General features: G+C 44.3%; 12 protein-coding genes. 4 read left to right on the top strand and 8 right to left on the bottom strand.

Annotated features, from left to right (window positions below):
* Position 1: 1 nt before the first annotated feature.
* Both NBH01_RS21260 and NBH01_RS21255 read right to left on the bottom strand, forming a co-directional pair.
* Positions 2-967 (bottom strand): phosphatase PAP2 family protein, encoded by a 966-nt coding sequence (locus NBH01_RS21260; RefSeq protein ID WP_008761715.1) that lies wholly within the window; start codon positions 965-967, stop codon positions 2-4.
* Positions 958-1,965: an NAD-dependent epimerase/dehydratase family protein gene (locus tag NBH01_RS21255; protein ID WP_250700284.1), complete on the bottom strand. Its 1,008-nt coding sequence runs from the start codon at positions 1,963-1,965 to the stop codon at positions 958-960. Before NBH01_RS21255 ends, NBH01_RS21260 begins: the two co-directional genes overlap by 10 nt.
* A 263-nt stretch (positions 1,966-2,228) precedes the next feature.
* Here NBH01_RS21255 and rnr point away from each other — a divergent pair, with 263 nt between their 5' ends.
* From rnr to NBH01_RS21240, 3 genes are all read left to right on the top strand, one after another.
* Positions 2,229-4,385 (top strand): ribonuclease R, encoded by a 2,157-nt coding sequence (rnr, locus tag NBH01_RS21250; protein WP_008761713.1) that lies wholly within the window; start codon positions 2,229-2,231, stop codon positions 4,383-4,385.
* 148 nt (positions 4,386-4,533) lie between these two features.
* Positions 4,534-5,013 carry a pyridoxamine 5'-phosphate oxidase family protein gene (locus NBH01_RS21245; RefSeq protein ID WP_117978333.1) on the top strand — a complete coding sequence of 160 codons (480 nt, stop codon included), beginning with the start codon at positions 4,534-4,536 and terminating at the stop codon, positions 5,011-5,013.
* A gap of 1 nt (position 5,014) precedes the next feature.
* Positions 5,015-5,194: a hypothetical protein gene (locus tag NBH01_RS21240; protein ID WP_055219021.1), complete on the top strand. Its 180-nt coding sequence runs from the start codon at positions 5,015-5,017 to the stop codon at positions 5,192-5,194.
* A gap of 173 nt (positions 5,195-5,367) precedes the next feature.
* On the opposite strand, the gene NBH01_RS21235 is transcribed toward NBH01_RS21240, so the two are convergent.
* From NBH01_RS21235 to NBH01_RS21210, 6 genes are all read right to left on the bottom strand, one after another.
* Positions 5,368-7,128: a CotH kinase family protein gene (locus tag NBH01_RS21235; protein WP_225678764.1), complete on the bottom strand. Its 1,761-nt coding sequence runs from the start codon at positions 7,126-7,128 to the stop codon at positions 5,368-5,370.
* Between the two features lie 93 nt (positions 7,129-7,221).
* The gene (gene cysK, locus NBH01_RS21230) at positions 7,222-8,169 is read right to left on the bottom strand and encodes a cysteine synthase A (RefSeq protein WP_008767344.1); all 948 of its coding nucleotides are present in this window, start codon (positions 8,167-8,169) and stop codon (positions 7,222-7,224) included.
* Between the two features lie 128 nt (positions 8,170-8,297).
* Positions 8,298-8,639, bottom strand: coding sequence for a cupin domain-containing protein (locus tag NBH01_RS21225; RefSeq protein ID WP_011108621.1), 342 nt, complete (start codon positions 8,637-8,639; stop codon positions 8,298-8,300).
* Between the two features lie 52 nt (positions 8,640-8,691).
* Positions 8,692-10,338 carry a glycoside hydrolase family 32 protein gene (locus NBH01_RS21220; protein WP_074858350.1) on the bottom strand — a complete coding sequence of 549 codons (1,647 nt, stop codon included), beginning with the start codon at positions 10,336-10,338 and terminating at the stop codon, positions 8,692-8,694.
* Positions 10,339-10,500: 162 nt separating this feature from the next.
* Positions 10,501-11,826 carry an ATP-binding protein gene (locus NBH01_RS21215; protein WP_225678765.1) on the bottom strand — a complete coding sequence of 442 codons (1,326 nt, stop codon included), beginning with the start codon at positions 11,824-11,826 and terminating at the stop codon, positions 10,501-10,503.
* Positions 11,827-11,936: 110 nt separating this feature from the next.
* Complete coding sequence (locus tag NBH01_RS21210) at positions 11,937-12,740, bottom strand: alpha/beta hydrolase (protein WP_185981466.1); 804 nt, start codon at positions 12,738-12,740, stop codon at positions 11,937-11,939.
* 263 nt (positions 12,741-13,003) lie between these two features.
* Between NBH01_RS21210 and NBH01_RS21205 the strand changes: the two genes are divergently transcribed.
* A complete protein-coding gene (locus NBH01_RS21205; RefSeq protein WP_250700283.1) occupies positions 13,004-15,142 on the top strand; it encodes a glycoside hydrolase family 31 protein in 2,139 nt (712 codons plus the stop codon).
* The last annotated feature ends 122 nt before the right edge of the window (positions 15,143-15,264 follow it).

Raw genomic sequence — 15,264 nt, 5'->3', positions numbered from 1 at the left:
TTTACTTAAACATCGGCTGCGCAAACCACTTCTTGAACATCCACGTCGCCACAACATACAACAAGAATGCAGAGAAGAAACCTACGATCGCATCGATAACGTAGTGTGCCTGAATATACACGGTAGCCCCGCAAAGCAGCATATAGAAAGGGATCAGACAGGCAAACAACTTCTTACTTCCACGCCATGCCATAATCATAAGAATGGTAGAAATACCGACATGCGAACTGGGGAAAGCTGCCGTAGGACGCTCTCCCACTTGCTGCGAACCTTCTACCAAACTGTAAAAGAAGCCATGTTGATAGCCCGGACCGGGAAGTAACTCCTGATTGTTATTGAAATAATCGCCGATAGCCGGGAAAATTCCTTTAGATACATTATCAAAACCTATAGCCGGGAAGTAGAACTGCGGCCCTGCTACCGGAACAAAGATATAAATCAGATAATAGATAAAGAAAGAAGTTACCAGTACAAACGACATCTTCTCAAACCATTCAAACTTATAGATAAAATAAAACACCGTCACAATGAGCATCATCGGATAATAAAAGAAATATCCCATATTGAATGCTTCACTGACCAAAAGATGCGGGAATGTATGACAGAACCAGATAGCAGGTTGCCCATTGAAGATAAACTGCTCGGTTATAGCAAACACATGGTCGAGATTCGGAAAGAACCGGTTAAACTCAAACGTATCCGGATACCAGTAGGAAAGCAGGCTCATCTGAATAGCAACACGTACAAACGCCGAAAACTTGCAAGGAGCCAACCGATAAAGATACATCAGCAGAAAAGTCATTGCAGCGATCATCGCCCTATCCAGCAACATGTGCCATGGATGATCCATTCGCTGAAACAGGAACAGAATCAAAATGGAGGTCAACAGATTATAAATCAATGTTATCTTCTCCACAGCAAACAACCCCTTCCGGGTTTCCACTCGCTTAAATAAGTCTAAAGCCATCCTTCGTTTTTATACCAGTCAATGGTTTCACGGACTCCCTTCTCCAAGTCATATTCGGGAGCATACCCTAACTCATTAATGGCAGGGGTTATATCACATTGCCAGTTACGTTGTTTCATTATTTTATATTTATCAGAATTCAGCGTACTGCTCTTGCCGGAACGTGTTGCAATGAATTCAGCGAGCAAAGATATAACTTTTAGCACAATTAATGGACATTTCACATGAATAACAAACGGATTACCCAGTTCTTTTTGTATTAAGTCCGAAAATACACGACTATTATACACCTTCCCGTCAGTCAGAAAATAGGCTCTTCTAGTCACTTTTTTTTCTATTCCAAGGAAGATGGCCTGCACAATGTCTTTTACATAAACAAAAGTCAGGTCCTGCCGCCGGAAGCCGACAGAGAAGTCAACATGCTGCCGGATTGACTTCGCCATCAGGAAATAATCCAGTTCACGAGGGCCGTAAACTCCTGTAGGGCGATAAATGACATAAGGGAAACCGGGAATACTCTGAATATAGAGTTCAGCCTTGAGCTTACTAAAACCATAGGCAGTATTAGGCATCGGGCCATCATCGGCTTCTATCGGCGAATAGTCTTTTTCGCGTACAGGCCCGAATACGCTCAGCGTACTGATATAGATGAATTGCTTCGGAACCATATTCAGCGCTTTCAGTGTATCAATAAAGTATTTGGTCTGTAGATAATTCACATAATCAAAGGTATTCTTATCCGGACATTTCGTGACTCCCGCACAATGGATGATATAATCAAACTTATTATAGGTTCCTTTATGTCCGGAGAGTTGGGCACGTAATTCATTGGGATGGGCAAAGTCCAGTTCCAGAAAGTGGATCTTCCGGTTCTTCAAGTACTTTTTGCTGCTGGTAGGACGAATCCCCGCCCACACACCAAACTTTCGTTTTAATGCCTCTTCGACAATAAAACTTCCTATAAATCCGCTTGCTCCTGTTATTAAGATACTCTCCATTAATTATAACCTCAATGTATAAGAAAAGAATGATGCTACAAAGATACAATAAATATAAAATAAAAGCCATTTTGCATTTCTCAATTATTCTCTCTTATAGGCATTCCTCCTAAATCACCTTAGAAGGAATACTTTTTATTTTAATAAGGACGAAATTATCGAAGTCAGCGAAAGTTTTATCCAATTCATAACTATCAAATTCAAATATTTGTTTACTTTGTACTCCCATCAAAGAATTTTCAAATAAATCAATTCTATACATTATGGCGAAAAAGAAAGAAAAGAAAGAGAAAAAGGCCGGCAAAAGGATGAGTAAGAAAGAGCTGGCAGCGTTATTGATAGACTTTTTCCATGCCAAACCCAGCGAAACGCTTAGTATGAAGTATATTTTCTCGGAGTTGCATCTCACTACCCATCCGCAGAAAATGCTATGCGCTGACCTGTTACACGACCTTTCAGATGACGATTATATTTCCGAAATTGAAAAAGGAAAGTTCCGCCTCAACAATCACGGAACGGAGATGATCGGTACCTTCCAACGCAAGAGCAACGGAAAGAACTCATTTATCCCCGAAGGTGGAGGCGATCCGATCTTTGTTGCCGAACGCAATTCGGCACATGCCATGAACAATGACAAAGTAAAGATCACTTTCTACGCCAAGCGGAAGAATAAAGACGCGGAAGGAGAAGTCATCGAGATTCTGGAACGTGCCAATGACACCTTTGTAGGTACACTGGAAGTAGCCAAGTCGTATGCATTCTTAGTTACGGAAAACCGTACGCTTGCCAACGACATCTTCATCCCGAAAGAGAAGCTGAAAGGAGGAAAAACCGGTGACAAGGCAATCGTGAAAGTAACCGAATGGCCCGACAAAGCAAAGAATCCTATCGGACAAGTGATCGACATCCTCGGGGTAGCAGGAGACAATACAACAGAAATGCACGCTATCCTCGCTGAGTTCGGCCTGCCCTACGTATATCCGAAAGCGGTAGAAACAGCAGCTGATAAGATCCCCGCAGAAATTACTCCGGAAGAGATAGCCAGACGCGAAGACTTCCGTAAGGTAACGACTTTCACCATCGACCCGAAAGACGCCAAGGACTTCGACGACGCACTTTCGATCCGCCCCATCAAAGACGGATTGTGGGAAGTAGGCGTACATATCGCCGACGTGACTCACTATGTAAAAGAAGGCGGCATCATCGACAAAGAAGCAGAGAAGCGGGCGACTTCCGTTTATCTGGTGGACCGCACCATTCCGATGCTTCCCGAACGCCTGTGCAACTTCATCTGCTCCCTGCGTCCGAATGAAGAGAAACTCGCATTCTCCGTCATCTTTGACATTACCGAAAAAGGAGAAGTAAGAGACTCCCGCATCGTACATACCGTCATCAACTCCGACCGTCGCTTCACATACGAAGAGGCGCAACAGATCATCGAAACGAAAACGGGCGATTTTAAAGAAGAAGTTCTCATGCTGGATACCATCGCCAAAGCACTTCGCGAGAAACGTTTCGCAGCAGGAGCTATCAACTTCGACCGCTATGAGGTGAAGTTCGAAATCGACGAAAAGGGAAAACCTATCAGCGTATACTTCAAAGAATCCAAAGATGCCAACAAGCTGGTAGAAGAATTCATGCTGCTTGCCAACAGAACAGTTGCAGAGAAAGTGGGACGAGTGCCTAAAAACAAGAAACCTAAAGTACTTCCTTATCGTATCCACGATCTGCCCGATCCGGAAAAGTTGGAAAACCTGTCACAGTTCATCGCCCGCTTCGGCTATAAGGTACGTACAAGCGGAACGAAAACAGATATATCAAAGTCTATCAACCATTTGCTGGACGATATTCATGGCAAGAAGGAGGAAAACCTGATTGAAACCGTATCCATCCGCGCCATGCAGAAAGCGCGTTATTCTACGCACAATATTGGTCACTACGGACTGGCATTCGACTATTACACCCACTTCACTTCACCCATCCGCCGATTCCCGGATATGATGGTACACCGCTTGGTTACGAAGTATATGGACGGCGGTCGTAGCGTATCCGAAAGCAAATACGAAGACCTCTGCGACCACAGTTCGAACATGGAACAGATTGCAGCCAATGCCGAACGTGCTTCTATCAAATACAAACAGGTAGAATTCATGAGCGAACGTCTCGGACAGATTTATGACGGTGTGATCTCCGGTGTTACGGAATGGGGCCTTTACGTTGAACTCAACGAGAACAAATGCGAAGGCATGGTTCCGATCCGTGACCTGGATGATGACTATTATGAATTCGACGAAAAGAATTATTGCCTCCGCGGACGCCGTAAGAACAAGATATACAGCCTGGGAGATGCCATCACCATTCGTGTGGCACGCGCCAATCTGGAGAAGAAGCAATTAGACTTTGCGCTGATTGAGAAATAGAAACAAGTACTGTAAAAACGAATTAATAGTATACTCTTCTGTGCCACCCTATTGGCACGCTTGTGCCAAGGGCTTGGCATAGTAGTGCCAATGCGGTGGCACAACTGTGCCAAAGGCTTGGCACAAACCTTTAAAAACCGACATTAGAATGAAAACAATCGTTATCGAAGACAAGCAACGAATCGAATCCGTTATTCTTCAAGCTGATGCCTGCTTTGTAGGCATAACAGACTTAGAAGGCAATCCATACGTAGTTCCTATGAACTTCGGTTATGAAAACGATACTCTTTACCTCCATTCCGGCCCCGAAGGGGGAAAGATAGAAATGCTGCAACGTAATAACAACGTGTGTATCACGTTCAGCCTCGGACACAAACTTGTCTATCAGCACAAGCAGGTAGCTTGCAGCTACAGTATGCGCTCGGAGAGTGCAATGTGCCGTGGAAAAGTAGAATTCATAGAAGATATGGAGGAAAAGCGCCGTGCACTGGACATTATCATGCGCCATTACACGAAGGATCAGTTCAGCTATTCCGATCCTGCCGTACGGAATGTCAAAGTATGGAAAGTACCTGTAGATCAGATGACAGGAAAAGTTTTCGGTCTGCGGGCAGACGAAAAACCATGAGATGTACAAATCTCATGGAATCACTTGCAAAATCATGTATTTTCATGATGTTATAAGTCAGTCTATCAGGCAGGGAGTGACTAAAAAGTCGGGAGTATCTACACTCTCCTCCTTCCGGAAGGAGGAGTGGTCGAAGACCGAGGTGGTAGGAAAAATGATGTATGTTCCTATTTTATTGTAAATGACAGAGTTATGTATTCACCTACCACCTCCCCCTACGGGTACTCCTCCTTCCCGAAGGAGGAGAATAGAGATACAACCGACTTTTTAGTCAGCCTCTATCTGAGAAGTCAAGTGTCAACGAAAGTCAAGTGTCAATGACTGAGAAGTGAAATGCTAATATATGAAACTCTATCAGTATTGATTTACTTCACCATCTATATACTCTGCCCTATTTTTCAACCAATTCTTCAGTTCTATCACTTTCGCATCAAAGGAACGGGTGTTTTCCCATAATTCACTATTTCTCGTTACAGATGGTTTAATAAGCTTGGCCTGATCATCTATATACTGCAACAACTCATTTAATTTATTTGACTTAAAGTCTTGCCAAAAGTTTTTATAAATAGTTCTCACCCGACTGTCTTGTAGGAAGCGTCGGAAAAAAGCGGTTCCCACTCCATTCATATCATCAGAAAAGAGCGGAGTTTCATAACTCCCGAAATGTGTCTCTTTACCTTCATAATCATACGCCCAGTCAAAGTCCCAGATCGGTCCCATAACATACTTACCCTTCCCCTCTTTATGAATAAAGATGCTTTTCGGATGGTTAATCTCCATATTGTGTACTAAATTAAAGGTAATCAGATATTTTGCAACCGATTCAATATCAATCATATCCACATACATATTTCCTTCTAACGGCTCCTTTGCAAACTGCACGGTAAATGCATTAAAATCTTTCTTCCAATACTCAAACTGCTCTGTAGTCAAATCGGGGTCTTTCACCATCACCGGAAGATTGAATGCTTCGGACTTGAATTTCGGATCTTCATCAAAATAGGAATCAAGCTCCCACATCACGCTGTTATTCTCATCCAAATCCACACGGTTTTCTTTGATTTCTATCTGTTCCGTCAGTAGATAGGAACCCTTGTATTTGCCATTCAGAACCACATCCACCGGAATGGCATGATTGGTGAAAGGAATATTCAGCAATTGCCCGACTTTGAAGGCAACTGAGTTAAGCATCAAGGTAGGATCGATATGATTAGCCAGTAATACATAATTCTTCGCTTTTCCCAAACCACAAATCTCAGATTTCTTATCAAGCTTTAACCGGTAAGGTTTCTTCGGATATCCCCATGTGGAGTTTCCCCTTCCTTTCACCTCTGTCTTGCCTGTATAGTTCTCATAAATCCCCTTGCCATCCACGGTGAGAGTCGCATTCAAATAATAATCCTTACTTGGTATTTCCGTTATACTAGGGTCTTCTGTCGTGATCGTAAACTGAGGAATCAGGATAAAGTCCAGCGTCAGGATGTATCGGACTACTTCTCCATTCCGCATCACAAACTGATAAGTGACTGGAGAGGTGAAATCAATCTCCGTCACACCGCTGACCTGTTCTACATCATCTACCATTACTTTCACGGCATCAGTCGTAAAGACAGGAATCAGTTTCGATTGTGGAAATGTGTAGGAAGATACAATAGTCTCATCTTCAATCGTACATGAGACATCAGCAGTCAGCAAAGCATTATCTTTTCTCAAAAAGCGAAATTCGGATAACACCTGCGCATCTTTCAAGACAACTTCGACTGTATATTGTTCCCTGCTGCCGTCTTCTGCTTCTACGAGAATCATCAGCGGCCGGGAAAAATCATTCGAAGTGATGCCGGATTCCTGCCCGACTCCATTCACACTTACAGACGTTCCCTCATACTTGAATGTAGCAATCAATGACTTCAGGTCATCATATTGATCCATTGACAGCGTTATCACATTCCCTTTAATGGAACCTCTCACATCATTCTTAATTTTACCTTGATTGTCACTCTTCTGAATCGAAAAACTGATTAATTGCTTCGTTGAAGAGAGAGGAGTTTCTTCATCTTTACAGGCAGAAAGCAGCAGGAGAATAATCATCAGAATCCCTAACGTCTTGTTTTGCATAGTATTAAATAAAAATGGTTACTTGGCAAATATACGGTTTTGCCAAGTAACCACAGGATTATTCTCTATATTTCTTTCAAAAAAAACGTTCCTTTACAAAGGATACTCTTCAAACGCGTACAGGATAGTGGATAAATAACGCTCTCCCGTATCAGGCAATAAGGCTACGATCATCTTCCCTTCGTTTTCGGGACGTTTCGCCAGTTCGGTAGCCGCATAGACGGCTGCTCCCGAAGATATGCCGACCAACAGCCCTTCTTTCTCCGCCAGCGCACGACTGGTACGGATAGCATCGTCATTCTGCACCTGAATAATTTCATCTACGACAGAAGCATTATAAGTCTTCGGTACGAAACCGGCGCCGATTCCCTGAATCTTGTGAGGTCCGGGCTTTCCGCCGGACAGTACCGGAGAGTCGGCAGGTTCTACCGCCACCGCCTTCACACTGGGATCGCGCATCTTCAATGCTTCTCCTACTCCGCTAATTGTCCCGCCAGTACCTACACCGGCAACGAAGATATCGACTTTCCCCTCGGTATCTCTCCATATTTCCAGTCCGGTAGTGCGTAGATGCATAGCGGGATTAGCAGGATTTTCAAATTGCTGTAAGATAACGCTGCCCGGAGTGGCAGCTTTCAACTCTTCCGCTTTGGCAATCGCCCCTTTCATTCCGTCGGCACCGGGAGTGAGCACGAGTTCCGCTCCCAGAGCTTTCAAAAGGTTACGACGTTCGACGCTCATCGTATCGGGCATCGTCAAAATCAGTTTGTACCCCTTGGCGGCAGCAACGAATGCCAATCCTACTCCCGTATTTCCACTGGTAGGCTCGATGATCGTTGCGCCGGGAGTCAAGACGCCTTTCACTTCGGCATCTTCAATCATTGCCAATGCCACGCGGTCTTTTACACTGCCCGCAGGATTGAATGATTCGATTTTCACGATCAGACGAGCCTTCAAGCCGTTACTCTTATTATAATTACTTAGTTCCAACAACGGAGTGTTACCTACCAAATCCGTCAATTTCCTTGCAATCTTTTCCATATATATCTGTTTTTAATTTCCTTTGTTTTAAGATATTACAAAGATAGTGCAGTTTTTGTTGACAGGAAATACCATATATGTGGTAAATTTATACCATCATTATCCGGTAACCTACCATTCATCAGGAACTATTCCAGAAAATCAGCCCGCATGGGACTGAATGTGTCTATCAATACTCCCGCTTCCAGACAGACGCATCCATGCGGTTCGTCGGGTGCTACATAGTAGCCATCGCCGGTCGACAGTATCTCTTTCCGGTCGCCGATGGTCAGTTCAAACTTTCCACTTGCCACGTAGGTAGCCTGACTGTGGTAATGTTCATGCAACGTACCGACCGCTCCTTTCTCAAATTCTACCTTGACCATCATCAACTGTCCGTCGTATCCCATTATCTGACGACGGATTCCCGGAGCGGGGTGCTCCCATTTCAACTCTTTCTCAAACTGAAAAACTTCACTACGCGTTTTCATATTCTCTTTCCTATTTAAATAACTGAAAACAAAGATAGCTTTTGATTTCCGTCTACCAAATGGATTCTACGGAAAAGACTTGCAGGTCTTTCACTTCGATACGGTTTCCCCAGAAGTGGAGTCCCTCTCTGTTGTTAGTGTCAGGGCGGCGTTCCATGGAATAAGAATACAGTCCGCCGTCGATAAATACTTCGATAGAGGTGCGGTCAATGTAAATATCGGCACTCAACTCCATGCTGGTCGGGTCTTGGGGAGAGTAGAAACGGCCGTTCAGGGTATTGGAGTTCATGTCGTAGCCGATCATGCGCTGGCCGAAAAGGTTGAATCCGGCATCCGTGGCATGAGAGAGTTTGATCGTTGTCTTAATGCGGAGACAGTCGGCATCATAAAACTCTTTCAAGTGGCGGTTGGCCTCATCCGAAGAAAGAGATTTCCAGGAACGAAGAGGCTTACACAAAGATTCGACCTCCTTTACGGGAACGTTGACAAGGCGGATGCCGTCTTTGGTGGTACGCAAAGTCAGTTCAGTGGGGAGCATCATCATTCCGTTGAAAGGCATACCGGGGTGGGAGATTCTTCCCCAGCCTATCTGGATGCGTCTGCCGTCGCTTGCCGGAATATTGGTAAAGGTCTGGGCTGCATAGATACTTCCGGTGGTATAGCAGTATTTTCCGGCTTCGGGAGTAAATACTTTGCCGTCGAAAGAGCCTAGCATATACGTACCGGTAGCACCGTACATCACCCACTTCGTGTGGTTCTTGTCACCGTCAACCGGCAGTTCGAACAATTCGGGACATTCCCAGAAGCCTGTAACATGGCTCTCGTATTTCCAGTCTTTGAGATTGGAAGAGGTATAAATGGAGTGTCCGTCGCGCTCGTTCAGTACCAGTACCCAATGCTTGGAGGGCGCATACCAGAACACTTTCGGGTCGCGTGTGTCCTGAGAGTTCCATTTCTCCTTGGAGTTGATCACCGGATTCTTGTCGTACTTCGTGAAGGTACGTCCTTTGTCAAGGCTGTAGGCTATCCCCTGCACTTGTCTGTCACTGCTGGCAGCGGTGAAGGCGGCAACCATGGCGGGAGTCTTGCCTTTATTAAAGCCGGCGGTATTATCATAATCGATGATTGCCGAACCGGAGAACATCGTTCCTAAATGGTCGGGATACAGAGCGTCCGGTAATTCTGTCCAGTGTATCAGGTCCTTGCTGACCGCATGGCCCCAGTGCATATTCTCCCAGTCTCTTTCAAAAGGATTGTGCTGGTAGAACAGGTGGTATTCGCCCTCATAATAGATTAATCCGTTAGGGTCATTGATCCAGCCTCTCCGGGTAGTGAAGTGGAATTGCGGACGATTCTTTTCCTTATACAGTTCAGCTTGTCCTTCGATTTCGTCGGACTGGTATATTTTACTCAATCCCTTCTCATTGCCGTCGTAGGTTATCTTGATCGTCTTTCCTTTGAAAGCCGACACATCTTTAAACACCCAGTATTCCGCTTCATCCGGCGCCAGACGGATAACGACGGATAAATCCGGCTTGCCGTTTACTTCAAAAGTCATCCTTCCTCTGTTCTCTTTATGGGAGATGGGGAAGTTCAGATATTGCTTGGTTATTTTAAAAGATACTTCTCCGGCTATCGCTGCCAAACAGGAGAAGGATAAAACAAAAAGAGTAAGTACAGTTCTGCTTAATGTCTTCATAGCTATTTTATTTATTAGTTTGTAAAATCGGAGTAAATGTAGCCAATACGACCGATTTCTGATATAATAAATGATTCACAGACTATGAGAAACGTTACATTTCACAGATATTTTCCTTAAATGACCTGTATTTTTCATCACTTGGCCGTTTCTCTCTATTCTTTATCCCACGTTATTATTCAGCAGTTCTTTCGTCTTATCCGCAAGAAATAAAGGAATATTAATCAGATTGCCGTCTTGTTTCAAATTCAGCATCGAATATCGAATCCGGCAAGCAGGTTGATAAAGTTTCTCGTACTGAATCAGACTTTTACCTGTTATACTCTGGTCTGCTTTCACTTCTACCGGATAAATATGATTACCATGCTGAAGTAAAAAATCCACTTCTGCTTTATTACCGGAAGTCCAGTAACGGAACGAAGCCTGAAATTGTGCTGTAAGACTTTGCAATACATAATTCTCTGCCAATGCCCCTTTGTATTCCGTATATCCGGGAGTGGACAATAGCAAGACACTTGCATCCAGTTCGGACAATTGCCTCAACAACCCTATGTCTAATGCATAGAGCTTAAAAGTGCTCAAATCATCGTAGGCTTTCAGTGGCAGTCTGGGTGACTTGCTCAGAACGACTTTGTTGACAAGACCAGCTTGTTCCAACCATAAAATAGCATCTTCGTATTCACGCGCACGTGCTCCGGGACGAACCAGTTGATAAACAAACTTACGATTTTCTTTCGCCAATTGAGAGGGCAGAGAGTTCCATACATAATTGATACGGGGCGCCAACGTAGGTGTAGTATGTTTCACAAAGTCCAGAGCGTAGTCATTCAATATATCCCGAAGCGATGAATCCACTTTTTGCATATCATTAAAGTCAACCATCAAAGAAGCAGGTTCGGGCATACCGCCACAAATAGAATAGGCAATGAAGGCTTCCCGCAGTTTGTCGAAGAAGATTTGGGGAAGAGGCGCTATTTCTTTGACAGAGCACATATATTGATACATCGCCGGATCTTTCGTATTCAGAAACTCCGTAAAAGTCAGCGGATACATAGACAGATGATTTACTTTTCCAACCGGAAAGGAATTGCCTATGTGATTCAGGTAAATTCCAAGTAAAGAACCAGCGCAAGCCACTGCATATTCGGGTGCTTCTTCGCAGAAATATTTCAAAGAGTTCAACGCTTCATTGCACTCCTGAATCTCATCCAATATCAGTAAAGTAGTTTGAGGATTAATTTTTCGTCCATGCAAAAAGGACAATTGCTGTATAATGCGCTCGGGGTCTTTAGTCGTTTTAAAGATATCGCAAAGTCCGCTTTCATCTTTATCCAGACTAAAATAGGCAACATCTTCAAAGTATTTCTGACCGAAATACTTCAAAGCCCATGTCTTGCCCACTTGTCTCGCCCCATGAATAACCAAAGGCTTCCTGTTTACATCCGTTTTCCAAGCCGCTAACAGCTGAATAATTCCTCTTTCAAACATACCGAATCACATTTTTAATATCAGAAATGTGAGAACTTACACATTTTTGATACGAGTTTCGTGCAAATATACACATTATCCATATCAAATGAAAGAATATCACAGGTCTATTACTTGAACCTCTTCACATAATTAACGATCAGATAGCAGGCAGGGCCGAGCACCTGACCGTGGTCAAATCCTTGCAGTTCATATAAAGAGACTTTCCGATTGCCGATATTCTTCAATACCGATGCCAGCAGTGCATTCTCTTCGTATCGGTCAGCCATTTCCAGATTCTTGTCCCCCGTAATCAGTACAACAGGGGCGGTATCCTTGCGGGCCTTGTTTACTGGAGCAAATTCGTCAATGATGGGGATTCCGTTGGGCAGGCCACGTTCTTTGCGGATGGTAAAATGAGTGACTGTCTGCCCGCTGACCGGAAGATAGGCAGCTACACTATCCGCATCGGCTCCGTATGCAGCCATGTATTTCTTATCCATTGCCAGAATCAACGTAAGGTAACCTCCCGCCGAATGGCCGGAAACAAAGATACGATCCTTGCGACCGCCATACTTTTCGATATTCTTGAATGTCCATGCCACAGCTTCGGCGGCATCTTCTATATAAGCCGGGTTCTTTGCTTTCGGGCTCAGACGATAATTAACCGCCACTACTGCAAAGCCTTGATCCGTCAGTTCCTTGGGAACAAATTTACTTCCTCCTTCCATACCACCGCCATGAAACCATACAATGGTGGAAAAATCTTTTTTATTCTCGGGATAATAAACATCCAGTTTACAACGTTCCAGACGATAAGCATCTGTTTCGGAGCCGGAAATGTAAGGTACATCCTTGTCGGTACGATACGTATCCTGTGCCTGAACGAGGCAGGTACAAAGCAAAAAGAGAAGGAGAAAACAATTCTTTTTCATGGTTTTATTCTTTTTCATTCTTAAACAAGGACAAATATAAAACCTTATTTTTAGAATCACGGTCAAAAAAAGAAGATATTAATATCTCCCGTCACAAACATTAATATATGCCATGACAGGTCACTTTATCTGACTTCTCAGGTATTAATACTTGATACCGCATCTGTTTTATTCCTATATTTGCAATATTCTTTTATTGCATTTTAGTGGAAAATCGCATTTCAGAAGTCTATTTTAATATAACCATGATAAAATAAACTATAATGAGAAAACTATTACTCAACCTTTTTCTATCCACAGTAGGTCTCCTGTTTGCCGGACAAGCATTCGCTCAAAAAGAAATTGCTCCGGGAATCATCAAGCTGCAAGCGGGAGAAATTGACACTTTTACCCCTTATTCCTTATTCGGTGGGAAACCTGCCGTAGAAGCAATGAAACAACTCCCGGCTGCAAAGCCGCCCTTCAGCCCCGACGAAGTGCAAATAAAGATAACCGACCGTGGCTGTCTGATCGAAGTCCCTCTGGAGGACAACGAACAAATATACGGTTTCGGACTTCAATTCGAAACTTTCGGTCAGCGTGGCCTGCGCAAGCGCCCGATAGTAAACGACAATCCGCTGAACGGACTCGGATATACACATGCTCCGCAGACATTCTACGTCTCTACCAAAGGGTACGGTATTCTGGTCAACACGGCACGGTATACCACTTTCCTATGCGGCTCCAATCAGAAAACCGAGCATAGTCGTCAACTGCAAGCGGAAGAAAGAAAACACATTGCTACCACCACAGAAGACTTGTATAAGAACAGAAGCAACGGAAATAAAGTCCATATCGACGTACCCGGCGCCAAAGGCATTGAGGTATTTATCATCACCGGACCGGAAGTGCTGGATGTAGTCAAGAGATACAACCTCCTCTCCGGCGGCGGATGTCTTCCTCCGATGTGGGGACTCGGATTCAAATACCGTGTCAAAGGAGATGCGACGCAAGACTCCGTCATGCGTTTTGCCAACTATTTCCGCGAGAAACAGATTCCGTGCGACGTACTGGGACTCGAACCGGGATGGCAGACGGCCACTTACTCCTGTTCTTATCGCTGGAGCGACGACCGTTTTCCAAGGCACAAAGAAATGCTGGACCAGTTGCAGCAGAAAGGATACAAAGTAAACCTGTGGGAACACGCGTATGTTCATCCTTCTTCCCCCATCCGGAAGGCGCTGGAGCCCTACTCAGGCGATTTCCTTGTATGGAACGGACTGGTACCGGACTTCATCCAGCCGGAAGCACACAAAATATTTACCGATTACCACCGCACACTGATAGAAGAAGGCATCTCCGGCTTCAAACTGGACGAATGTGACAACTCGAACATATCTTTTGCTTCCGCCACATGGTGCTTCCCGGATATGGCACAGTTCCCTTCGGGCATCGACGGAGAAAAGATGCACCAGGTATTCGGTTCCCTTTATGTGAATGCGATGGACAGTATCTATCGTGAAAAAAATACCCGCACCTATCAGGATTACCGGTCGTCCGGTATGTTCATGTCTTCACGCAACGCTGTACTTTATAGTGATACATACGATCCCAAAGAGTACATTCAGGCACTTTGCAACTCGGCATTCGGAGGACTGTTGTGGTGTCCTGAAGTGCGTGAGGCACATTCTGCCGAAGATTTCTTCCATCGTCTGCAAACGGTGATTCTTTCTCCGCAGGCTATGGTCAATGCATGGTATCTGCAATACGCTCCGTGGCTGCAATTCGACCGTGGAAAGAACGAACGTGGCGAGTTCCTGCCGGAAGCAAAGAGGTATGAAGAATATGCCCGCACACTGATTAATCTGCGTATGCAGCTGATTCCTTATCTGTACAGTGCTTTTTATACATATTATAAAGAAGGTGTACCTCCTTTCCGTCCGTTATTGATGGATTATCCCAAAGATGAACGTTTGCGCACTATCAGTGACCAGTATATGATGGGAGACGGATTGATGGCTGCCCCTTTATACCAGAACAAGAAAACGAGAACGGTCTACTTCCCCGAAGGAACATGGTACAACTTCAATACCAATGAGAAATATGAAGGCAACCGTGAATATGAGATTACGACGGAATTAGATCAGTTGCCACTCTACGTCCGCCAGGGAACGTTATTGCCATTGGCCGCACCTGTCCCCTATGTAGATGCTCAAACCGTATTAGATCTGCATTGCAAAGTATACGGCGCTCCTTCGGCAACGTTCCTCCTTCTCGAAGATGACGGTATAAGTTACGATTTCCAAAAAGGACAATTCAACGAAGTAACGCTGGAAGCCGCAAAAGGAAAGGTAAAACTTAAAAGAACAAAAGAATACAAGCAGAAAAGATATCAACTGACAGATTACGAGTTCATCAATTGATTTGTCTTACCCTGGATTTGGTTGACTACTATAAGTATCAACTAAAATGAATAAAAGATGAAAAAGAGTGACATGACCTTTAGTCCTTATCAGCTTGAACTTCTTGGCGATTTCTATCGTTC

The sequence above is a fragment of the Bacteroides sp. B1-V-101 genome (assembly GCF_023656585.1).
In the GTDB taxonomy this organism is placed as follows: Bacteria; Bacteroidota; Bacteroidia; order Bacteroidales; family Bacteroidaceae; genus Bacteroides; species Bacteroides thetaiotaomicron.
This window is presented reverse-complemented; position numbering and strand designations above follow the sequence as displayed.

What these genes read in the sequence shown, in the direction of transcription:
- NBH01_RS21260 (WP_008761715.1), bottom strand. Translation starts at nt 967, where the DNA reads ATGGCTTTAGACTTATTTAAGCGAGTGGAAACCCGGAAGGGGTTGTTT.
- NBH01_RS21255 (WP_250700284.1), bottom strand. Translation starts at nt 1,965, where the DNA reads ATGGAGAGTATCTTAATAACAGGAGCAAGCGGATTTATAGGAAGTTTT.
- rnr (WP_008761713.1), top strand. Translation starts at nt 2,229, where the DNA reads ATGGCGAAAAAGAAAGAAAAGAAAGAGAAAAAGGCCGGCAAAAGGATG.
- NBH01_RS21245 (WP_117978333.1), top strand. Translation starts at nt 4,534, where the DNA reads ATGAAAACAATCGTTATCGAAGACAAGCAACGAATCGAATCCGTTATT.
- NBH01_RS21240 (WP_055219021.1), top strand. Translation starts at nt 5,015, where the DNA reads ATGTACAAATCTCATGGAATCACTTGCAAAATCATGTATTTTCATGAT.
- NBH01_RS21235 (WP_225678764.1), bottom strand. Translation starts at nt 7,128, where the DNA reads ATGCAAAACAAGACGTTAGGGATTCTGATGATTATTCTCCTGCTGCTT.
- cysK (WP_008767344.1), bottom strand. Translation starts at nt 8,169, where the DNA reads ATGGAAAAGATTGCAAGGAAATTGACGGATTTGGTAGGTAACACTCCG.
- NBH01_RS21225 (WP_011108621.1), bottom strand. Translation starts at nt 8,639, where the DNA reads ATGAAAACGCGTAGTGAAGTTTTTCAGTTTGAGAAAGAGTTGAAATGG.
- NBH01_RS21220 (WP_074858350.1), bottom strand. Translation starts at nt 10,338, where the DNA reads ATGAAGACATTAAGCAGAACTGTACTTACTCTTTTTGTTTTATCCTTC.
- NBH01_RS21215 (WP_225678765.1), bottom strand. Translation starts at nt 11,826, where the DNA reads ATGTTTGAAAGAGGAATTATTCAGCTGTTAGCGGCTTGGAAAACGGAT.
- NBH01_RS21210 (WP_185981466.1), bottom strand. Translation starts at nt 12,740, where the DNA reads ATGAAAAAGAATTGTTTTCTCCTTCTCTTTTTGCTTTGTACCTGCCTC.
- NBH01_RS21205 (WP_250700283.1), top strand. Translation starts at nt 13,004, where the DNA reads ATGAGAAAACTATTACTCAACCTTTTTCTATCCACAGTAGGTCTCCTG.